The sequence below is a fragment of the Streptomyces sp. NPDC026092 genome (assembly GCF_040638605.1).
Taxonomy (GTDB): domain Bacteria; phylum Actinomycetota; class Actinomycetes; order Streptomycetales; family Streptomycetaceae; genus Streptomyces.
Genome location: NZ_JBEZYN010000002.1, coordinates 162358 through 182712, shown reverse-complemented (window position 1 = coordinate 182712; position 20355 = coordinate 162358). Strand labels below are relative to the sequence as shown.

At 72.1% G+C, this 20355-nt stretch carries 20 protein-coding genes and 5 tRNA genes; 17 read left to right on the top strand and 8 right to left on the bottom strand.

Annotation, left to right across the window (positions count from 1 at the left end; all coding sequences use genetic code 11):
* Positions 1-83 precede the first annotated feature (83 nt).
* From AB0F56_RS03500 to AB0F56_RS03470, 7 genes are all read left to right on the top strand, one after another.
* Entirely contained in the window at positions 84-716 is a 633-nt protein-coding gene (locus AB0F56_RS03500) for an SMI1/KNR4 family protein (protein ID WP_362003473.1), read from the top strand.
* Between the two features lie 24 nt (positions 717-740).
* On the top strand, positions 741-1463 hold the full coding sequence (locus AB0F56_RS03495) for an HAD family hydrolase (RefSeq protein ID WP_362003471.1): 723 nt from the start codon (positions 741-743) through the stop codon (positions 1461-1463).
* Positions 1464-1557: 94 nt separating this feature from the next.
* Positions 1558-1629, top strand: a tRNA-Gln gene (locus tag AB0F56_RS03490).
* 43 nt (positions 1630-1672) lie between these two features.
* A tRNA-Glu gene (locus AB0F56_RS03485) sits at positions 1673-1745 on the top strand.
* 61 nt (positions 1746-1806) lie between these two features.
* Positions 1807-1879 (top strand) — tRNA-Glu (locus AB0F56_RS03480).
* A gap of 16 nt (positions 1880-1895) precedes the next feature.
* A tRNA-Gln gene (locus AB0F56_RS03475) sits at positions 1896-1967 on the top strand.
* A gap of 43 nt (positions 1968-2010) precedes the next feature.
* A tRNA-Glu gene (locus tag AB0F56_RS03470) sits at positions 2011-2086 on the top strand.
* Between the two features lie 132 nt (positions 2087-2218).
* Here the strand turns inward: AB0F56_RS03470 and ndgR are convergent.
* On the bottom strand, positions 2219-2935 hold the full coding sequence (ndgR, locus tag AB0F56_RS03465; protein WP_005311436.1) for an IclR family transcriptional regulator NdgR: 717 nt from the start codon (positions 2933-2935) through the stop codon (positions 2219-2221).
* A gap of 140 nt (positions 2936-3075) precedes the next feature.
* Between ndgR and leuC the strand changes: the two genes are divergently transcribed.
* The 4 genes from leuC to AB0F56_RS03445 all read left to right on the top strand — a co-directional run bounded on the left by leuC (position 3076) and on the right by AB0F56_RS03445 (position 6238).
* Complete coding sequence (gene leuC / locus AB0F56_RS03460) at positions 3076-4500, top strand: 3-isopropylmalate dehydratase large subunit (RefSeq protein WP_362003469.1); 1425 nt, start codon at positions 3076-3078, stop codon at positions 4498-4500.
* Positions 4501-4506: 6 nt separating this feature from the next.
* Positions 4507-5100 carry a 3-isopropylmalate dehydratase small subunit gene (gene leuD / locus AB0F56_RS03455; RefSeq protein WP_362003467.1) on the top strand — a complete coding sequence of 198 codons (594 nt, stop codon included), beginning with the start codon at positions 4507-4509 and terminating at the stop codon, positions 5098-5100.
* 104 nt (positions 5101-5204) lie between these two features.
* Positions 5205-5432, top strand: coding sequence for a hypothetical protein (locus tag AB0F56_RS03450; RefSeq protein WP_260227783.1), 228 nt, complete (start codon positions 5205-5207; stop codon positions 5430-5432).
* Between the two features lie 143 nt (positions 5433-5575).
* On the top strand, positions 5576-6238 hold the full coding sequence (locus tag AB0F56_RS03445; protein ID WP_362003465.1) for an HU family DNA-binding protein: 663 nt from the start codon (positions 5576-5578) through the stop codon (positions 6236-6238).
* A gap of 188 nt (positions 6239-6426) precedes the next feature.
* Here the strand turns inward: AB0F56_RS03445 and AB0F56_RS03440 are convergent, their stop codons facing one another.
* Together AB0F56_RS03440 and cofC are read right to left on the bottom strand one after the other, a co-directional pair.
* Complete coding sequence (locus tag AB0F56_RS03440) at positions 6427-6636, bottom strand: hypothetical protein (RefSeq protein ID WP_362003463.1); 210 nt, start codon at positions 6634-6636, stop codon at positions 6427-6429.
* A 10-nt stretch (positions 6637-6646) separates the two neighbouring features.
* Positions 6647-7309: a 2-phospho-L-lactate guanylyltransferase gene (gene cofC / locus AB0F56_RS03435; RefSeq protein ID WP_362003461.1), complete on the bottom strand. Its 663-nt coding sequence runs from the start codon at positions 7307-7309 to the stop codon at positions 6647-6649.
* A 162-nt stretch (positions 7310-7471) separates the two neighbouring features.
* Between cofC and AB0F56_RS03430 the strand changes: the two genes are divergently transcribed.
* The 3 genes from AB0F56_RS03430 (at position 7472) to AB0F56_RS03420 (ending at position 10475) form a co-directional block, all read left to right on the top strand.
* Positions 7472-8224, top strand: coding sequence for a lysophospholipid acyltransferase family protein (locus tag AB0F56_RS03430; RefSeq protein ID WP_362003459.1), 753 nt, complete (start codon positions 7472-7474; stop codon positions 8222-8224).
* A complete protein-coding gene (locus AB0F56_RS03425; protein ID WP_362003457.1) occupies positions 8221-9222 on the top strand; it encodes an NAD(P)H-dependent glycerol-3-phosphate dehydrogenase in 1002 nt (333 codons plus the stop codon). The genes AB0F56_RS03430 and AB0F56_RS03425 overlap by 4 nt, the downstream gene beginning before the upstream one ends.
* Before the next feature lie 113 nt (positions 9223-9335).
* A complete protein-coding gene (locus AB0F56_RS03420; protein ID WP_362003455.1) occupies positions 9336-10475 on the top strand; it encodes a D-alanine--D-alanine ligase family protein in 1140 nt (379 codons plus the stop codon).
* A gap of 24 nt (positions 10476-10499) precedes the next feature.
* Here the strand turns inward: AB0F56_RS03420 and AB0F56_RS03415 are convergent, their stop codons facing one another.
* A complete protein-coding gene (locus AB0F56_RS03415) occupies positions 10500-11009 on the bottom strand; it encodes a DUF3515 domain-containing protein (protein ID WP_362003453.1) in 510 nt (169 codons plus the stop codon).
* A gap of 20 nt (positions 11010-11029) precedes the next feature.
* The gene (locus AB0F56_RS03410) at positions 11030-11263 is read right to left on the bottom strand and encodes an Lrp/AsnC ligand binding domain-containing protein (RefSeq protein ID WP_017947604.1); all 234 of its coding nucleotides are present in this window, start codon (positions 11261-11263) and stop codon (positions 11030-11032) included.
* A gap of 185 nt (positions 11264-11448) precedes the next feature.
* Here AB0F56_RS03410 and AB0F56_RS03405 point away from each other — a divergent pair, with 185 nt between their 5' ends.
* Complete coding sequence (locus tag AB0F56_RS03405; RefSeq protein ID WP_362003451.1) at positions 11449-12411, top strand: thiamine-phosphate kinase; 963 nt, start codon at positions 11449-11451, stop codon at positions 12409-12411.
* Positions 12408-13199: a bifunctional hydroxymethylpyrimidine kinase/phosphomethylpyrimidine kinase gene (gene thiD, locus AB0F56_RS03400; protein ID WP_362003449.1), complete on the top strand. Its 792-nt coding sequence runs from the start codon at positions 12408-12410 to the stop codon at positions 13197-13199. The genes AB0F56_RS03405 and thiD overlap by 4 nt, the downstream gene beginning before the upstream one ends.
* Before the next feature lie 90 nt (positions 13200-13289).
* On the opposite strand, the gene rpmB is transcribed toward thiD, so the two are convergent.
* Positions 13290-13475: a 50S ribosomal protein L28 gene (gene rpmB / locus AB0F56_RS03395; protein ID WP_003957616.1), complete on the bottom strand. Its 186-nt coding sequence runs from the start codon at positions 13473-13475 to the stop codon at positions 13290-13292.
* A gap of 240 nt (positions 13476-13715) precedes the next feature.
* Here rpmB and AB0F56_RS03390 point away from each other — a divergent pair, with 240 nt between their 5' ends.
* On the top strand, positions 13716-15296 hold the full coding sequence (locus AB0F56_RS03390) for a DAK2 domain-containing protein (RefSeq protein ID WP_362003447.1): 1581 nt from the start codon (positions 13716-13718) through the stop codon (positions 15294-15296).
* A gap of 232 nt (positions 15297-15528) precedes the next feature.
* Here AB0F56_RS03390 and AB0F56_RS03385 read toward each other — a convergent pair whose 3' ends face one another.
* Both AB0F56_RS03385 and AB0F56_RS03380 read right to left on the bottom strand, forming a co-directional pair.
* Positions 15529-18405, bottom strand: coding sequence for a tetratricopeptide repeat protein (locus tag AB0F56_RS03385; RefSeq protein ID WP_362003445.1), 2877 nt, complete (start codon positions 18403-18405; stop codon positions 15529-15531).
* Positions 18402-20213 carry an HSP90 family protein gene (locus AB0F56_RS03380; RefSeq protein ID WP_362003443.1) on the bottom strand — a complete coding sequence of 604 codons (1812 nt, stop codon included), beginning with the start codon at positions 20211-20213 and terminating at the stop codon, positions 18402-18404. Before AB0F56_RS03380 ends, AB0F56_RS03385 begins: the two co-directional genes overlap by 4 nt.
* Between the last annotated feature and the right edge of the window lie 142 nt (positions 20214-20355).

Genomic DNA, 20355 nt, shown 5'->3' with positions numbered 1-20355 from the left:
CGTACGACCGGAGGGGCGGTGACCATCGCGGTCGCCGCCCCTCCGGCGTCCCCGCCGAAACCGCCGGGCCTACGCTCGTCCGCATGACGATCGACTGGACGGAGATCTGCAAGCGCCTGATCCGGGCCGAGCGAGCCAGGGCGAAGTGCTGCCCGAGGTGGCAGCGGTTCGGGTCCCCGGACGCCCCGCCGCCGTTGTCCGAGGCGGAGGTCGCCGAGGCGGAGCGGCAGCTGGGGATCACGTTCCCGGAGGAGTACCGGCACCACCTCCTCCTGCACAGCGCCGGCGGTCAGCCGAACCGTCTCCACCGCACGGCGTCCGGCTGGGGCTGGGAGGGGGACACCCGCACCGACCTCCACCTGCTCACCACCCCCTTTCCCCACCCCGACTCCTACGTGGAGCGCGAGAACGAGCTGGACGATCGCGAGCCGCGGGAGGAGGACTACCCCGACGTCGCGAGCCACCAGGCGGCCTGGAAGGCCTGGGACGACGAGTACGGAGTCCTGCAGGACCACAAGACGTCGGGCACCGTCTGCATCGCGGAGCACGGCTGCGGCTTCTCCACCCTGCTCGTCGTCACCGGCCCGTACCGGGGAACGATGTGGTTCGACAGCCGGGCCACCTGCGACCTGATCCTGCCGCTGACGCTGGAGGACCGGCCCCTGACCTTCGCCGAGTGGATCGGCCGGCATTCGATGGACCTGCTCCGGTGGTGAACGGACCCGAGTAGATTCGGTCCCATGACCATCCGCGCGGTCCTGTGGGACGTGGACGACACGCTCTTCGACTACTCCCGTGCCGACCTGGCCGGCATGCGCGACCATCTCGAGGCCGAGGGCCTGGTGGACGGGTTCGACTCCGTCGGCCAGGCCCTGAGTCGTTGGCAGGAACTCACCGTCGTGCACTGGCGGCGCTTCGAGGCCGGCGGGGTGGACTTCCTGGACCAGCGGCGCGAGCGGGTGCGGGACTTCCTCGCCGCGCCCGGGCTGACCGCAGCCGAGGCCGACGCCTGGTTCGGGCGGTATCTCGCGCACTACGAGGCGGCCTGGGAGCTCTTCCCCGACGCGCTCCCTGTGCTCGACCTGCTCGCGGGTGACTACCGTCACGCCGTCCTGTCGAACTCCTCGATCCACAACCAGGACCGCAAGCTCCGCGTGCTCGGCGTACGGGACCGCTTCGAGGCCGTCGTCTGCGCGGCGGAACTCGGGGTGGCCAAGCCCGCCGCCGAGGCCTTCCACGCCGCCTGCGACGCCCTCGGCCTGGCCCCCGCCGAGGTGGCGTACGTCGGCGACCAGCCGGACATCGACGCCCTGGGCGCGGAGGGTGCCGGCCTCCGGGGCATCTGGCTGGACCGGGCCGGCACCGGCGGTCGACCCGAGCTGACCCGCATCACCGGCCTCGCCCAGCTGCCCGGACTGCTGCGCGGGGATACCCGTTTTGGAGCGCCGGACACCTTCAGGTAATGTTCTTCCTGCGCCGAGGGGAGCAAGCCGAAAGGCCAAAACCCACCGGAGCACAACCCGAACAAGATCCCCTTCGCGGGGGGTCGCGTTTTGGTGGCCTATGGTGTAATTGGCAGCACGACGGTTTCTGGTTCCGTTAGTCTAGGTTCGAGTCCTGGTAGGCCAGCTCGCAGAGCTCATCTGCATCGTACGCGGATCTCATCCGCAAAGCCCCCGTTGTGTAGCGGCCTAGCACGCTGCCCTCTCAAGGCAGTAGCGCCGGTTCGAATCCGGTCGGGGGTACAGATCCTTCCCGCGGGATCACCTGGGTCGCACCCGGTGAACCCGATGCAGGATCGCTAGGGCCCCCGTTGTGTAGCGGCCTAGCACGCCGCCCTCTCAAGGCGGTAGCGCCGGTTCGAATCCGGTCGGGGGTACTGGTTTAAACCACCATGGCCTATGGTGTAATTGGCAACACTACGGTTTCTGGTACCGTCATTCTAGGTTCGAGTCCTGGTAGGCCAGCTCGCAGAGCTCATCTGCACCGTACGCGGATCGCATCCGCAAGGCCCCCGTTGTGTAGCGGCCTAGCACGCCGCCCTCTCAAGGCGGTAGCGCCGGTTCGAATCCGGTCGGGGGTACCAAACGAAGAAGCCCTTCCCTTCGGGGAAGGGCTTCTTCGCTGTTCCGGTCCGAACACACAACTCCGGCCCACCGCTGCGGCGTTGAAGCGGTGGGCCGGGATGTACGTACGGGCAGGAGAGAGATGAGACGCGTCAGCCGTTGCGGCGGAGCGCCTCGGAGAGGCGGGCGGCCGCGTCGATGACCGCCTGGGCGTGCATACGGCCCGGGTGGCGCGTCAGGCGCTCGATCGGGCCGGAGACCGACACGGCCGCCACCACACGGTTCGACGGGCCGCGCACGGGCGCCGAGACGGACGCCACGCCCGGCTCGCGCTCGCCGATCGACTGGGCCCAGCCGCGGCGCCGTACGCCCGAGAGGGCCGTCGCCGTGAAGCGGGCGCCCTGAAGACCGCGGTGCAGCCGCTCGGGCTCCTCCCAGGCCATCAGGATCTGCGCCGAGGAGCCGGCCTTCATCGTCAGCGTCGAGCCGACCGGGACGGTGTCCCGAAGGCCGGAAAGGCGCTCGGCGGCCGCGACACAGATGCGCATGTCGCCCTGGCGCCGGTAGAGCTGAGCGCTCTCGCCGGTGACATCGCGCAGATGCGTCAGTACCGGGCCCGCCGTGGCGAGCAGGCGGTCCTCACCGGCCGCGGCGGCGAGCTCCGCCAGGCGCGGTCCGAGGATGAACCGGCCCTGCATGTCGCGCGCCACCATCCGGTGGTGTTCCAGTGCCACGGCGAGGCGATGTGCCGTGGGTCGTGCGAGTCCCGTCGCCGCGACCAGACCTGCGAGGGTGGCCGGACCGGACTCCAGGGCGCTCAGGACAAGGGCTGCCTTGTCGAGAACACCCACGCCGCTAGAGTTGTCCATGCAACGATATTCACGTCTCACTCTGTGAAACGCAAGTTCAATTTTCCTGGGAACTTGTCACTCTGGTGGGGCGGCCGCACAACGGCTCGCGAAACGGGTCTCTAGTTGTGCCGGCGATCACGCCGGCCGGAGGGAAAGCGATGGGTAGGACACTCGCGGAGAAGGTCTGGGACGACCATGTCGTCCGGCGCGCCGAGGGCGAGCCCGACCTCCTCTTCATCGATCTGCACCTGCTGCACGAGGTGACCAGCCCCCAGGCGTTCGACGGTCTGCGTCAGAACGGCCGGCAGGTGCGGCGCCTCGACCTCACCATCGCCACCGAGGACCACAACACCCCGACCATCGACATCGACAAGCCGATCGCCGACCCGGTCTCCCGCGCGCAGTTGGAGACCCTGCGCAAGAACTGCGCCGAGTTCGGTGTCCGTCTGCACCCGCTGGGCGACGTCGAGCAGGGCGTCGTCCACGTCGTGGGACCGCAGCTGGGCCTGACCCAGCCCGGCACCACCGTGGTCTGCGGCGACTCGCACACCTCCACGCACGGCGCCTTCGGTGCGCTGGCGTTCGGCATCGGCACCAGCCAGGTCGAGCACGTCCTGGCCACCCAGACGCTGCCGCTGGCCCGCCCCAAGACCATGGCCATCACGGTCGACGGCGAGCTGCCCGAGGACGTCACCGCCAAGGACCTGATCCTGGCGATCATCGCCAAGATCGGCACCGGCGGCGGCCAGGGCTACATCCTGGAGTACCGCGGCTCCGCCATCGAGAAGCTCTCGATGGAGGCCCGGATGACCATCTGCAACATGTCGATCGAGGCCGGCGCCCGCGCGGGCATGATCGCCCCCGACGAGACCACCTTCGGCTACCTGCAGGGCCGCGCCCACGCCCCCGAGGGCGAGGACTGGGACGCCGCCGTCGCGTACTGGAAGACCCTGAAGTCCGACGAGGACGCGGTCTTCGACGCCGAGGTCGTCATCGACGCCGCCTCCCTGGCGCCGTTCGTCACCTGGGGCACCAACCCCGGCCAGGGCGCGCCGCTTTCGGCGAACGTCCCCGACCCGGCTTCGTACGAAGACGCTTCGGAGCGCCTGGCCGCCGAAAAGGCCCTGGAATACATGGGGTTGACTGCCGGACAGCCGCTGCGCGACATCAAGGTCGACACCGTCTTCGTAGGCTCCTGCACCAACGGCCGCATCGAGGACCTGCGCAACGCCGCCGCCCTCCTGGAGGGCCGCAAGGTCGCCGACGGAGTGCGGATGCTGGTCGTTCCCGGCTCGGTCCGGGTCGCCCTGCAGGCCGTCGAGGAGGGCCTGGACAAGGTCTTCAAGGAGTCCGGCGCCGAATGGCGGCACGCGGGCTGCTCGATGTGTCTGGGCATGAACCCCGACCAACTGGCGCCCGGTGAGCGCTCCGCGTCCACCTCCAACCGCAACTTCGAGGGCCGGCAGGGCAAGGGCGGCCGTACGCACCTGGTCTCGCCCCAGGTCGCCGCCGCCACCGCCGTACTGGGCCATCTGGCCTCCCCGGCCGATCTGTCCGACGTCGCTACGCCCGCGGGGGTCTGAGGAACCATGGAAGCTTTCACCACGCACACCGGCCGGGCCGTCCCGCTGCGCCGCAGCAACGTCGACACCGACCAGATCATCCCCGCGCACTGGCTGAAGAAGGTCACCCGCGACGGCTTCGAGGACGGGCTCTTCGAGGCCTGGCGCAAGGACTCCGAGTTCGTGCTCAACCGCCCCGAGCGGCAGGGCGCCACGGTCCTGGTCGCCGGTCCCGACTTCGGTACGGGCTCCTCGCGCGAGCACGCCGTCTGGGCGCTCCAGAACTACGGCTTCAAGACCGTGATCTCCTCCCGGTTCGCCGACATCTTCCGCGGCAACTCGCTGAAGAACGGTCTGCTGACCGTCGTCCTCGACCAGAAGGTCGTCGACGCGCTCTGGGAGCTGACGGAGTCCGACCCGACGGCCGAAATCACCGTTGACTTGGAGCAGCGGAAGGTGCTCGCCGCCGGGATCGACGCCGACTTCGAGCTGGACGAGAACGCTCGCTGGCGGCTCCTGAACGGTCTGGACGACATCAGCCTCACCCTTCAGAACGAAGCCGACATCGCCGCCTACGAGGCGTCCAGGCCGGCCTTCAAGCCCCGTACAATTACGGCCTGAGCAGCGCTTTTCCACGACTGCGCCCCCCACCCTCCGGTGGGGGGCGCAGTCGCTTGTTGAGACCCCGTCGGGCGACAACTCGCCCTAGATGGCACAATCGGTGCATGGAACGCGACAGCCAACTCGAGCTCTACGAGGCAGTCGCCGCCCGATTGAAGGAAGCGCACACAAGGGTGCGCGAACTGCAAGTCCCGGAGGGCGTAAGGATGGCGCTGTCCCGGAAGCTGCTGGTCGTCACGGCAGCGGCGAAGCACGATCTCGCGGACGCGGCAACGCGTCTGGACCGGTTGATGAAGGACCTCGACGAGGGCCGATTCCCTGAAGACGACTGACACCAGGAACTCCGCAACGGCACTTCCGCGTTGCGGCACTAGGGTGATTAGCCCGTTTCGTGTTTGATTTGCGGTATATACATGCCTAACGTGCGAAAAAGCTTGAACACTTTCGTTCTGGCAATGTCTCCGAAGGGGAAGACGTGAACAAGGCGCAGCTCGTAGAAGCGATTGCCGACAAGCTCGGCGGCCGTCAGCAGGCCGCGGACGCCGTCGACGCGGTTCTGGACGCGATCGTTCGTGCCGTGGTCGGCGGGGACCGGGTCTCGGTCACCGGCTTCGGCTCGTTCGAGAAGGTCGACCGCCCCGCCCGGTACGCCCGCAACCCGCAGACGGGTGAGCGCGTCCGGGTCAAGAAGACCTCGGTGCCGCGCTTCCGCGCGGGTCAGGGCTTCAAGGACCTGGTCAGCGGCTCGAAGAAGCTCCCCAAGGGCGGCGAGGTCGCCGTCAAGAAGGCGCCCAAGGGCAGCCTCACGGGCGGCGCTTCCGCGACCGTGAAGAAGGCCGCGGCCAAGAAGGCCACGACCGCCAAGAAGGCGGCGGCGAAGAAGGCCGCTCCCGCGAAGAAGGCCGCGGTCAAGAAGACCGTCGCCGCCAAGAAGGCCGCGGTCAAGAAGACCGCCACCGCCAAGAAGACCACGGCGGCGGCCAAGAAGGCTTCCCCGGCGAAGAAGACGACGGCCACGGCCAAGAAGACCGTCGCCAAGAAGACCGCGCCGGCGAAGAAGGCCACCGCGAAGAAGGCGCCCGCCAAGAAGACGACGGCGCGCAAGACCACCGCCAAGAAGGCCGCCGCCAAGAAGTAGAAGTAAGCGGCACAAGGGTCAAGGGCCACTCACACGCCGGGCCGGGCTCCCCTCGGGGAGGCCGGCCCGCGGCGCGTCCGGACCCGATTCCGCGCATGCGTGCGCGGCGCGTCCGCACCTGCGTGCGCACCCTGTTGGCCCAGCCGGGCCAGGAAAGTTGGCCGGTTCGCTCGGTTCGTTCGCTCGGTTCAGAGCGTCTGGAGCGTGACCAGTGTGATCCGGAGCCCCGCGCCGTCGGCGCCCGGCTCCGTCTCGATCCGCACCCGCTGCCCCGGGCGCAGCAGCCGCAGCCCGCCCGCGTCGAAGGCCTCGGCCCCGAACTCCACCGGGGTGCCGTCGTCGAGCAGCACACTGCCGCTGCGGGTCTCGGAGTCGTACGTGTACGCGGTCGCCTGCATGGCCCGCAGCCTATCCGGCCGCGCGATCACCGGCCGCGCCGTCCCAGTGGGCGGCCGTGCGCGGCCCGACTCCCAGTGCGAGCGCGGCCGCCAGATCCTCGCCGGTGTCCACGTCCCGGCGTACGGAATCCACCCCGGCCAGTCGTATTTCCACCGCGCCCGACGACAAATGGCGGCAGCGCGAAGCACCCCCGAATGCAGGTGCCAATTCCGTGCCCGGCCCCGCCGAGAGGAATGTCGTACCTATTTCGGCGGCATCCGCGAGAAATGCCCGGGGGAATTCCCCGGCGGCTTCGAGGACCCGTGCGAGCTCGGCGGGCCGCAGCGCGGGCAGATCCGCGTTGAGCGCCGCCACGCGCGCGTGCGGACGGGCGTCCCGTACCGTCCGGGCCCCGTGCGCGAGCGCCGCGTTGAGCCCGGCCGCGGGGGAGTCGGGCACGATCCGCGCCCCGAGCACCGCGAGCGCCGCCGCGGCCGCGGAATCGTCCGTGACGACCACCACATCCCGCACCCGCCCGCACGCGAGCGCCGCGGCCACCGTGTCCTGCGCGAACGCCAGCGCGAGCCGCGGACGCAACAGCGCCCCGGCGGCCGCGGCGAGCCTGCTCTTCGCCCGCGCAAGGGGCTTCAGGGGGACGACCAGGGACCAGCCGTCGTCCGGATCGATGTTCATCGCGGCCCATTGTGACCCGACACCACGCCCCCGCGTCCGGCGGAACGAAAGGCCCGGCGCCCGACGCCGCCGCCGGGCCGGGGCGTACCGTGTCCTCGACAGACCAGGAGCATGGGGCGACACTTGACCCCCTGCACGCCAGTCCCAGAGGAAGGTGCACGAGTGTCCCGCCGCAGAATCGGCTTCTGGTACCGCCTGGCGGCGGTCATCGCCAAACCCCCACTGGTGGTTCTGTTCAAGCGGGACTGGCGCGGAACGGAACACATTCCGGCCGACGGCGGATTCATCACCGCCGTCAATCACAACTCGTATCTGGACCCGCTGTCCTACGCGCATTACCAGTACAACACCGGACGCGTCCCGCGCTTTCTCGCCAAGGCCGGCCTCTTCAAGGGCTCGTTCGTCGGCACCATGCTCCGCGGCACCGGCCAGATCCCCGTCTACCGCGAGACGACCAACGCCCTGGACGCCTTCCGGGCCGCCGTCGAGGCCATCGAGCGCGGCGAGTGCGTCGCCTTCTACCCCGAGGGCACCCTCACCCGCGACCCCGACATGTGGCCCATGGCCGGCAAGACCGGCGCCGCCCGCGTCGCGCTGCTCACCAAGGCCCCGGTCATCCCGGTCGCCCAGTGGGGCGCCAACCTCGCGATGCCGCCGTACGCCAAGGAGAACAAGCTCAGCCTGTTCCCCCGCAAGACGCTGATCGTGCAGGCCGGTCCGCCCGTCGACCTCTCGCGCTTCCACGACCAGGAGCCCACGCCCGAGGTGCTGCGCGAGGCGACCGAGGTCATCATGGCCTCGATCACCGCGCTCCTGGAGGACGTCCGCGGCGAGAAGGCGCCGGCCGAGCCGTACGACCACCGCAAGGCCCGGCTGGAACAGCGGCGCAAGGCCGCCGGGGAGGGCAAGAAGTGACCAAGGCAGCCGTATTCGGAACCGGGTCCTGGGGCACGGCCTTCGGCATGGTGCTCGCCGACGCGGGCTGCGAGGTGACCCTCTGGGGCCGCCGCGCCGAGCTCGTCGAGGCGATCAACACCACCCGCACCAACCCGGACTACCTCCCGGGCGTCGAACTCCCCGCGAACGTGCGGGCCACCACCGACCCCGCCGAGGCCGCCCACGACGCCGACTTCACCGTCCTCGTCGTGCCCTCGCAGACGCTCCGCGCCAACCTCGCCGAGTGGGCCCCGAAACTGGCCCCCGACACCGTCCTCGTCTCCCTCATGAAGGGCGTCGAACTCGGCACCGCCGAGCGGATGAGCGAGGTCGTCATCGAGGTCGCCGACGTGCCCGCCGAGCGGGTCGCCGTCCTGACCGGCCCCAACCTGGCCAAGGAGATCGCCGCCCGGCAGCCCGCGGGCGCCGTCGTGGCCTGCGCCGACGAATCGGTCGCCAAGCGGCTCCAGGCCGCCTGCATGACCCCGTACTTCCGCCCGTACACCAGCACCGACGTCGTCGGCTGCGAACTCGGCGGCGCGGTCAAGAACGTCATCGGGCTCGCCGTCGGCATCGCCAACGGCATGGGCCTCGGCGACAACTCCAAGGCCACGCTCATCACCCGGGGCCTCGCCGAGACCACCCGGCTCGGCCTCGCCATGGGCGCCGACCCGCTCACCTTCTCCGGCCTCGCCGGCCTCGGCGACCTGGTCGCCACCTGCTCCTCGCCGCTCTCCCGGAACAACACCTTCGGGACCAACCTGGGCCGGGGCATGACCCTGGAGGAGACCATCGCGGCGACCAAGCAGACCGCCGAGGGCGTCAAGTCCTGCGAGTCCGTGCTCGATCTGGCCCGCCGCCACGGCGTCGACATGCCGATCACCGAGACGGTCGTCTCGATCGTCCACGAGGGCAAGCCGCCGATCGTCGCGCTCAAGGAACTGATGTCCCGCAGCGCCAAGGCCGAGCGCCGCTAGGGCCTGTCCCGGGCCTGTCCGTAGGACCCACCGCCGCGCGCACTACGCCGGACGCGCGCGCGGCGGCCGGGGCTCTTAAGCGGATCGAACACGCAAGGTACGCTCAACGCGTTATGAGCGAGAACACCCAGAGCCCCCGCAAGCCGCGCGTGGCCGTCGTCTTCGGCGGACGCAGCTCCGAGCACGCCATCTCCGTCGTCACGGCCGGCGCCGTCCTGCGCGCCATCGACCGGACCAAGTACGAGGTGCTGCCCATCGGCATCACCACGGACGGGCGCTGGGCGCTGACCGCCGACGCCCCGGAGCGGATGGCGATCGCCGACCGCGCGCTGCCGAACGTCTCCGACCTCGCCGAGTCCGAGCAGGGCGGCGTCGTCCTCTCCGTCGACCCGGCCAACCGCGAGGTCGTGTACGCCGAGCCCGGCTCCGTGCCCAAGGCGCTGGGCGAGGTCGACGTCGTCTTCCCGATGCTGCACGGCCCGTACGGCGAGGACGGCACCCTCCAGGGCCTCCTGGAGCTCTCCGGCGTCCCCTACGTCGGCGCGGGCGTGCTCGCCTCCGCCGTCGGCCAGGACAAGGAGTACATGAAGCGGGTGTTCACCTCCTTCGGGCTGCCCGTCGGCCCGTACGAGGTCATCCGGCCGCGCGAGTGGGAGCAGAACCCCGCGGCCGCCCGCAAGAAGATCGTCGAGTTCGCCGCCGAGCACGGCTGGCCGCTCTTCGTGAAGCCGGCCCGCGGTGGCTCCTCCATGGGCATCACCAAGGTCGACGACCTCTCGGGCCTGGACGAGGCCATTGAGGAGGCCCGCCGCCACGACCCCAAGATCCTCGTGGAGTCGCTGCTGCGCGGCCGCGAGATCGAGTGCGGTGTCCTGGAGTTCGAGGACGGCCCGCGCGCCAGCGTGCCGGCGGAGATCCCGCCCGTCACCGACCACGACTTCTACGACTTCGAGGCCAAGTACATCGACTCGGCCTCCGGGATCGTCCCCGCGCCGATCGGCGACGAGGCCACCGCCGAGGTCCAGCGCCTCGCGGTCGCCGCGTACGAGGCCGTCTCCTGCGAGGGTCTGGTCCGCGCGGACTTCTTCCTCACCGAGGAGGGCGAGTTCGTGATCAACGAGATCAACACGATGCCGGGCTTCACCCCGATCTCGATGTACCCGCGGATGTGGCAGGAGAGCGGCGTCAGCTACCCCGAGCTGGTCGACCGGCTGCTCCAGGCCGCGCTGACCCGCTCCACGGGCCTGCGCTAGGGCCGCGGAAGGCCCGAGCACCCCCTAGAGGCCTTCGGCCCCGCACTGGGGTTCCAGGGCGCACGGAACGGTCTTCTCGACGGGGGCGGCGAGATCCAGGAGCGGAGCGGCGTCATGCTCGTACCGCTCGTCGAGCGTCACCTCGATGTACGTCTCCCGGTACACCGAGGTGAAGCGGGGCCCGCCGCCCTCCGTCCGTTCCAGCATCCAGCGCACGTCGCCCACGGCGAGCCCCTGTGACTGGGGATCGCTCATCTTTTCGGGCCGGGGGACTCCGCAGCGCAGTACGATCGCCCCATCACCCCACCCGGCGGTCAGCTCGGAGTCCGGTTCCGGATCGCTCCGATCCAGCCCCGCCACGGTGTCGGGAAGCTCCTTCGCCAGTGCCTGGCAGAGGGCGGCTTCCCCGGCCGGCGGGCTGGGAACCGGGACCGAGGCCTCGGCGTCCGTGGAGGAACAGCCCGCGGCGGTCAGCAGCACCAGGAGGGAAGCGGCCGCGACGGGCAGGCCGAAGGGCCGGGGATATGACGTCACCGGCCAAGGGTAGACGGGGGCTACAGATGCACGACCGGGCAGGTGAGGGTGCGCGTGATGCCGTCCACTTGCTGGACCTTGGCGACCACCATGCGACCCAGTTCGTCGACCGTGTCGGCTTGGGCGCGGACGATGACGTCGTAGGGACCCGTGACGTCTTCCGCCTGGATGACTCCCGGAATCTTGGAGATGGTGTCGGCGACGGTCGACGCCTTGCCCACCTCGGTCTGGATGAGGATGTACGCCTGTACCACGGAACCTCCAGGGCGGCCACGAGGATCTTGTGGGAGAAAGAGACGCCACGGTACCGCGTCGCCGCGGGTGGCGGGGAGACCTGCGCGTCCCGAGGCGCCCGCAAGGTGGCGCGGGCACGACAGCAGTTGACGTTCCAGACGGTTCCTCATCGACGGTACCGCACGACAACACGAGGTGAGACGCGGTGAAGGGCACAGTAGGAGAGCTTGGGGAGTTCGGGCTCATCAGGGAGCTCACCTCCCGGCTCACCTCCACCCCGGCGGTACGGATCGGGCCCGGCGACGACGCCGCGGTCGTCTCCGCGCCGGACCGGCGGGTGGTGGCCAGTACGGACATCCTCCTCGAAGGACGTCACTTCCGCCGCGACTGGTCGACGGCCTACGACGTCGGCCGCAAGGCCGCCGCGCAGAACCTCGCCGACATCGCCGCCATGGGCGCCGTCCCCACCGCGCTCCTCCTCGGCCTGGTCGTCCCGGCCGAACTCCCGGTCACCTGGCCCGTCGAGCTCATGGACGGACTGCGGGACGAGTGCCAGGTCGCGGGCGCGGCCGTGGTCGGCGGCGATGTCGTGCGCGGCGACACCATCACCGTCTCCATCACGGCCCTCGGCGACCTGCGCAATCACGACCCGGTGACCCGGGGCGGCGCGCAGCCCGGCGACGTCGTCGCGTACACCGGCTGGCTCGGCTGGTCCGCCGCCGGCTACGCGGTGCTCTCGCGCGGCTTCCGCTCCCCGCGCGCCTTCGTGGAGGCGCACCGTCGGCCCGAGCCGCCGTACCACGCGGGCCCCGCGGCCGCCGGGCTCGGCGCCACCGCCATGTGCGACGTGAGCGACGGGCTCATCGCCGACCTCGGGCACATCGCGGAGGCCAGCAAGGTCCGGATCGACCTGCGCTCGGGGCTCATCGACATCCCGACCCAGATGAACGACATCGGCCAGGCGGTCGGCGTGGACCCGCTGCAGTGGGTGCTCACCGGGGGAGAGGACCACGCCATCGTCGCGACCTTCCCGCCGGACGTGAAGCTCCCGGCCCGCTGGAAGGTCATCGGCGAGGTCCTCAACCCGTCCGCGCTGCCGCAGGTGACCGTGGACGGGGCGCCCTGGCACACCAAGGGCGGCTGGGACCACTTCGGGGGTCACGAGTGAGCCGGCCGCCGCTGGTCCTGACCGTCGCCGGATCGGACTCCGGCGGCGGCGCGGGCATCCAGGCCGACCTGAAGACGATGCTCGCCCTCGGCGTCCACGGCATGAGCGTGATCACCGCCGTCACCGCGCAGAACTCGCTGGGGGTGCGCGGCGCCTGGGAACTGCCCGAGGAGGCGGTACGCGCCCAGTACCGCGCGGTCGTCGACGACATCGGCGTCCAGGCCGTGAAGACCGGCATGCTGGCGTCGGCCGCGCTGGTGGAGACGGTGGCGGAGCTGCTGGCGGGTACGGACGCGCCCGTCGTCGTGGACCCGGTCGGGGTCTCCAAGCACGGCGACCCGCTCCTCGCGGCCTCGGCGCTGGATTCCGTACGGACGAAGCTGCTGCCGGTCGCCACGGTGGCCACGCCCAACCTGGACGAGGTGGCGCAGCTCACGGGCGTACGGGTCGGCTCGGAGGCGGATCTGCGCGAGGCGGCGGCGGCGATCCTGTCGTACGGGCCGCGCTGGGCGCTCATCAAGGGTGGGCACCTGGAGGGTGAGGCGGTGGATCTGCTCACCGACGGCACCGAGGAGGTGTGGCTGCGCGCGCCGCGTCACGACAACCGGCACACGCACGGCACGGGCTGCACGCTTGCCTCGGCGGTGGCCTCGGGCCTGGCGAAGGGGCTGTCCGTGCCGGAGGCGGTGCGGCAGGCGAAGGAGTACGTGACCGGGGCGATCGCGGCCGGGTTCGCGCTCGGCGCGGGGATCGGCCCGGTGGACCACGCCTGGGCGTTCAGGTCCTAGCGTTTCAGGACATGGCGAAGGGCCGGTTCACCGAGGTGAACCGGCCCTTCAAGGCAACCGCAGGGGCTGCGCTACGACGAAACGTCGGCGTTAGCGCGAGACCTTGCCGGCCTTGATGCACGAGGTGCAGACGTTGAGCCGCTTCGGCGTCCGACCGACCACGGCACGCACACGCTGGATGTTCGGGTTCCAGCGACGAGACGTACGGCGGTGCGAGTGCGAAATGTTGTTGCCGAAGCCCGGCCCCTTGCCGCAGACGTCGCAGTTGGCAGCCACGGGTCACTCCAAAGACTTCAGATTTACAGTGAAATCCGGCGCACCGGAATCAGAGTTCTGAAGTGGCTTGCCGGGGGAATGGCCCGACTCTCGCCGGGCAACCGAAGCAGCATACAACGGCTGCTCCCGTAGAACGAAACTACCACGATCGTCCCGGCCCCCGCCCCGGTCCCAGGTCACGACCGGGTCTACCCTGCGGTGAGCCCACCGCAGACGCCCGCCTAGCAGGAGGACCACCCGTTGCCCCGAGCCCCGCAGACCCTCGACGCCGCAGCGGTTCGAACCTGGTGCGCACGGGCGCTGGAGGCGCTCGGCCGGGAGCGGGAGGAGATCGACGCGATCAACGTCTATCCGATCGCCGACGGGGACACCGGAACCAACCTCTACCTGACGGTCGAGTCCGCCGCCCAGGCCGTCGAGGCGGTCTTCGCCGCGGACGACCCCGACGCGGTGGACGCCGTGCGCGCCATGGCCCACGGGGCCCTGCTCGGGGCCAGGGGCAACTCCGGGACCATCCTCTCGCAGCTGCTGCGCGGCATGGCGTCGGTGCTCGCCGACGGCCGTGACGGGGATCACCTCGCCCGGTCGTTCGCGGCGGCGGCCCACGCGGCCCGGGACGCGGTGGCACACCCGGTCGAAGGAACGATCCTGAGCGTCGCGACGGCGGCGGCCGGCGCCTGCGAGGACGGCGGCAGCCTGGTGACGGTGGCCAGGGGGGCGTACGAGGGGGCCAGGACGGCCCTGGAGGCGACCCCCGGGCAACTGGCCGTCCTGGAGCGCGCCGGGGTCGTGGACGCGGGCGGACGGGGGCTGGTGGCGGTCCTCGGGGCGCTGGTGGAGGCCGTGTCGGGCGAGGCGCAGGTGCGGCCGTCGGTGGTTTCCGTACCGGTGCGTTCCACGGACGACTGCGTTGCGGAGGACGGCCCGTCCTTCGAGGTGATCTACCTCCTGGAGGCGGAGGACGCGGCGGTCGAGCGGCTGCGGGCCCGGCTCGACGCCCTCGGCGACTCCCTGGTCGTCGTCGGCGGCGACGGGCTGTGGAACGTCCACGTCCACGTCGACGACGCGGGCGCGGCGGTCGAGGCGGGCGTGGAGGCGGGTCGCCCGCACCGGATCCGGATCACGCACTTCGGGGGCGCGCCGGAGGTACGGGAGCGGTTGCAGCGGGCGGTCGTGGCGGTCGTACCGGGGGAGGGGCTCGCGGGCCTCTGCGCGGAGGCGGGCGCGACGACCGTGCTCGCCAGGCCGGGGGAGCCGCCGGCCAGCGGGGAGCTCGTCGACGCGATCCGGCGGGCGCACGCGTGCGAGGTCGTGCTGCTGCCCAACGACACCGACCTGCGGCACACGGCGGGCGCGGCGGCCGAGCAGGCCCGCGCGGAGGGCGTCCGGGTCGCCATCATCCCGACCCGGGCGGCGGTCCAGGGCATCGCGGCGCTCGCGGTCCACGAACCGGACCGGCGCTTCGACGAGGACGTGGTGGCGATGACGGCGGCGGCGGGTGCGACCCGGTACGCCGAACTGGCCGTCGCCGAGCACCAGTCCTTCACCTCGGCGGGCGTCTGCCAGGCCGGGGACATCCTCGGCCTGATCGAGGGCGACGTCGCGGTCATCGGCCAGGACCCGACGACGACGGCCCGCACGGTCCTGGACCGCATGCTTTCGGCGGGCGGCGAACTGGTCACCCTGATCGTCGCGGACGACACCCCCGCGTCCCTGTCGACCACCCTGGAACGCCACGTCCGCGAGACCTACCTGGCGGTCGACACGACGACCTACCACGCGGGCCGAGGCGCCCCGATGCTCCTGATCGGCGTGGAGTAGCCCTCCGGGGCCCTCGCTCGCGGGAGGTGCTCCGCAGGGCGGTGCCCACCCGCCCCCCGCTTGTGGGCAGGCGTTCCGCACGGCGGAACGGGTGGGCACAAGCGGGGACCGGTGCCTTGCCGGTGGTCTTGTGCCCGAGGGGCCGCTCGGGGGCGGAGCCCCCGGTCTCGTCAGAGTTTCGGGAACGGGCGGGGTGGGGGAGTTCCCGCCGCCCCGGCCACCGACTCACCCGTCAGGACCCCACCCGCTCCAGCACCGCCTCCGCCTCCGCCCGCCGCTCAGCCGCGGCCTCCCCCTCCACCGCCGCGCCGTACTCCGCCAGCACCCCACGGGCCAACGCGGCCGCCGCCGCCCCGTCCTCCAGCCGGACATGGAGCCACGCCGCCAGCAGCTCCGCCGCCGTCCGGCGGTCACGGAACTCCGGGCCGGCCGAGCCGAACTCCGCCGCCGCCCGCGTCGCGTACGACAGCGCGACCGCCAAGGCGTCGGCGTGCACGTCGCCGTCCCCCAGCAGCTCCGCCGCCTGGACGTACGTGTCCCCGCGCGCCACCACGTCGATGCCGCACGCCTCCGCCGCCTCGTCCATGAGGGCCCGCCCGCCACCGGCGGCGCCGGCGATCCAGGCCCGGACCCGCAGGGTCCTGACGTACGCGGAGGCGTCGCCGAGCTCGCGCCACAGCTCGCCCGCCTGCTCGTACGCCGCCGCGGCCTCCGGCCGCAGCTCCGCCTGGAGCAGGGCCTGCCCGGCCAGGTTCGCGAGCATCGCGTGGTCCCGCTGCTCCGGCCACTCCTTAGCGAGCTCCGCCGCCCGCAGCCACTGCTCGGCGGCGGACCGGGGCTCGTTCAGCGCCGCGAGGCACTCGCCGAGCCACCACAGCGTCTGGACGACCATGCCGTCGCCGTGCTCGTCCACGGAGAGGTCGGGGAGTACGGACTCCAGGATCGCCGCGGCCTCCTCGACCCGGGACTCCCGCAGCAGCCAACCGCCCAGCTGGTGCCGGGCGTACGCGCCGATGCCCCGGCTCTCGCCCGCCTCGTCGGCCCAGTGGGCGGCCTCCAGGGCGTGGGCGGCGGCCTCGCCGAACCGGTCCGCCGCGCCGAGGACTTCGGCGAGCTGGAGCCGGAGCCGGCTCTGCCCGGCGGCCCCGGCATGCTCGACGCCGTGGTCGAGGGCGGCCCGGGCCGCGCGCTCGGCGGTCTCCAGGTCACCGGTGTGCAGGGCGACCCGGGAGAGCCGGGCCTCGGCCTCGACGGCGTACCAGGGCAGCCCGGCCCGGTGGTACAGCTCGGCGGCGTACGCGTACTGCCGCGCCGCCCCCGCGGCGTCCCCCGCGTGCGCGGCCAGGTCACCCCGTACGGACTCGGCCTCCGCGGCCCGGTCCGCGACCAGCGGATCCCCGACGTGCTCGGCGGCGAACGCGACCAGCACGTCGAGTGCTTCAGCGAGGGCGTCGACGGCGGAGGCCCCCGCGGCCTCTTCGCGGGGCGCGGCCTCCTCCTCGCCCTCCCCATGCAGCCGCAGCAGACCCACCCGTACCCGCGACAGCAGCGCCCCCGCCACCTGGCGGGGTGTCGCCGCGCCCTCCGCGTGGAGGGCTTGGATCCCGTGGACCGCGGTCTCCGCCGCCGTCCATGCCTCCGGGAGGCGGTCGTCCAGGGCGAGGGCGAACGCGGCTCTGGCGCGGGCCGCCTGGGCCTCGCCGGTGTCGCCGGCCGTCTCGTAGCCGTCGGCGGCGCGGAGGAAGAGGCGGACCGACTCCGCGGGGCCCTGCTCCATGGCGATGGCGCGGTGGTCGTCCAGTTCGGCGCGGCCCAGCGCGTCCAGTTCGAGGTCCGCGGCGGCGACCGCGGTGGCCACCGCCTCCCACGCCGTGCGCGACGCCGGGTTCCGTTCCGCCGACACGCGTCGGGCCTCCGCGAGCAGGTCGCGTGGTTCCACCGAAACAGCCACCGAAACAGCCGCCGGAACGGCCACCGGTACCGCCACCGGGCCCACCGCCCGTACCCCCAGCGGCAGCCGGTCCAGGAGCGGCGCCGCGTCCATCCGGGCCCGCGCCCGCTCGCTCACCCGCGCCGTCCCGTTGCGCTCGTCGAAGCGCCGTGCGATCGCCAGCGCCTCCACGCGCGCGTGGGCGCCCAGTTCGGCGGCCGTCCACGACCCGCCCTCGGCCCGCGCGGGACCCGGCACCGACTGGCCGCCGAGGCCCCGCGCGACGAGGCGGTCCATGAGCAGCGCCGTCACGGACAGGAAGCACAGCAGGCTGTCCGGATCGCCGCCGTCGGTGAGGTACGCCGGCCGCTCGGCCAGGATCTCCAGGCCCCGCGCCTCGTTGCCGGTCAGCGCGCAGAACTCGATGTGGTCCGCCGCCGCACCGCGCATGCTCTCCAGCGGCCGCACCAGACGGTAGCCGCGCAGGTGGTTCACCCGGGCCTCGTCGGGCCTGCCGAGCCGTACCAGCGGCAGCAGCGAGGAGGCGAGGACCGCGTGCGGCTCGTGCGCGCAGACGTGCTCGCCCGACAGCACCGGCTCCCAGGTCCGCAGCGCCCGCTCGTCGTCGCCGCGCTCCGCCGACCACCCGCCCTGCCCGTGCAGCTCGCACGCGTGGCAGTCGGCCATCCGGTCCCGGTCCGCCGCCAGCCACGCCGCGTACGCCCGGTCCGCCCGCTCCACGTCGCCGATGTGCCGCGCCACCCGGAACTCGCCCTGCCGCACGGCCCGTTCGGAGTGGCCCGCGAGCCGGTAGCGGTGCTCCATCTCGCCGAGCCACTTCTCGATCGACGCCAGCGGGATATGCGGCTGGTCGAGCATGCCGCTGGAGACCCACTTGAAGACCCAGTGCAGGGTGTGCGTCTCGTACGCGTCGAAGTCCCCGGGGTTCTCGTCCCACATCCGCAGCAGCCGCGAGAAGGGCACGAACATCTTCGCCTTCTCGGAGCTGTAGTTGTACGCCTGGAGCTGGTGCCCGAGCGCCTCGATGACGGCCAGCGGCTCGCCGAGCTGCTCGGCCTCCACGAGGAGCCGCTCGGCGCGCGCGTTGCGCGCCGGGCCCTCCGGCTGCCGCGCGTTCTCCCGCAGGGCCTCGCGCAGGGCCTCGAAGGTCAGGGTCATGCGTCGTTCTCCCCGTGGTGGGTGGCCCAGGCGAGCAGCCCCGCGAAGGCCCGGTTGAGCAGCGCGGAGTCGGCCGGCCGCAGCGGCCGCTGCGCCATCAGGAGCGCCTGCCCGTAGAGCGCCTCGACGGCCGTTCCCGCCAGCTCCCGGTCGTCGAGCGCGCCGATGCGGCGGATCGTCGGATTCAGGTGGTTGAGGACGAGCCGGGCCCTCGGCGCGCTGCCGCGCAGCGAGCCGAGGATCCCGGCCCACAGGTCGTCCGCCCGCTCCTCGGCGTCCGCGCGGGCCTGTTCGTGCCGGGCCGCCCGGTCGTCCAGGTGCAGCGCGGGCACGGTCAGCGGGTGGAAGGAGCGCAGCGACACGTCGCAGCCCAGGGGGTCGAGCGTGGCGCGGGCCACCGACAGGAACGCCGAGAGGGCCAGCTCCTGCTCCGGGTCGACGGAGTCGAGATGCGCGGTGACGGTGTCGGCGTCCAACTCGGCGACGGCGGTGCCGGGACGGACCTCCGGGAGGCGCTCCACCAGCTCCGTGTCGTACGTGTAGCCGCCGTTGACCACGCCGATGCCCTGCGCGGTCGCGATCGCGGCGACCTGCCGGTACTCCTCGACGGTACGGGTGTAGTGCACGACCGGGTGGCGGCGGGCGAACTCCTCCAGCGAGAGCCGGCCGTCCGTCGTCTCGAACGGCAGCCACGGCAGCATCGTCCGCAGCATCTCGGCGTCGTGCCGGGCCAGCGACTTCACCCCGAGGTGGTGGACGGCCAGGAACTCCTCCAGGCGCTCGGGCGCGCCCGCGGCGAGCCCGCCGAGCCACTCCCGTACGGCCGCGCCCAGCGCGTCCCGTACGCCGGCCAGCGTCTCGTCCTCGTACAGCGACTCGCGCGAGGCCGTCGGCCGCAGGCTGTCCGTGTCGAGGACGCAGCGCACGAAGAACGCCCAGTCGGGCAGCAGCCCGTCGGCCCGCTCCGTGAGCAGCATGCCCTTCAGATGAACCCGGTGCCCCGCGCGCTGGGCCGGGCTGACCGCCGACGGCAGCACGTACGCCACGCCCCGGATGCCGGCCAGCGGCAGGTCGAGGTCGATCGAGTCGAGCGGGGTGAAGCCGAACGTCTCCTGGCAGTGGCCCGCCAGCGCGACCCGCCGCGCGGCCGGGCTCGGGTACGCCCGGTCCCACGGCGCCGGAAGGTCGGTGACGGGCTTGTCCCCGACCCGTACTTCGTACGGGAGGAGGGAGCCGTACACCCGGGTGAGGGCGAGCACCCGCTCCTCGGTCAGCCACTCCCCGGAACCGGGGCGCGCGGTGAGGTGCACGGTGGTGCCCGGCTCGGTCCGCGCGCTCTCCGGGAGCGTGCGGACCGTATACGAACCGTCGTCGCGGGCCGTCCATTCGACCGGCGGCTCGGCGGGGTTCCGGGCGCTGCGGCTGACCACCCGGATCTCGGCGGCGACGACGAAGCAGGCGAGCAGGCCGATGCCGAACTGGCCGAGGAACTCGGCCCGTGCGCTCGCGATGCCGGCCGCGTCGGCCCGCTTCGAACTGCGGCCGATCGTGGCCAGCAGGCTGTGCACGTCCCGCTCGGTCAGACCGATGCCGCTGTCCTCGACCCGCAGTCCGGCGCCGTCCGCGTACAACCGGACCTGGGCCGGGGCGTCCGGCTGCTCGGCGCGGCGCGCGGTGATCGCGTCCACGGCGTTCTGCAGCAGTTCGCGCAGATAGACCTTCGGGCTCGAATAGAGGTGGTGGGAGAGGAGATCCACGAGTCCGCGCAGATCGACCTGGAAGGTGTGCGGTGTCTGATCAGCAGTCATCGTCGCTGCGCCGGTGGGGGGACGAGCGACGGCGCGGGTCGGGCGATCCCGGCGGGCGGTGATCGCGGAGCGGGGAGGGTGCGCGTCATCCTAGGGGCCACGACGCCGACGTGACCAGGAGATTTCCACAGCCTGTGCGACG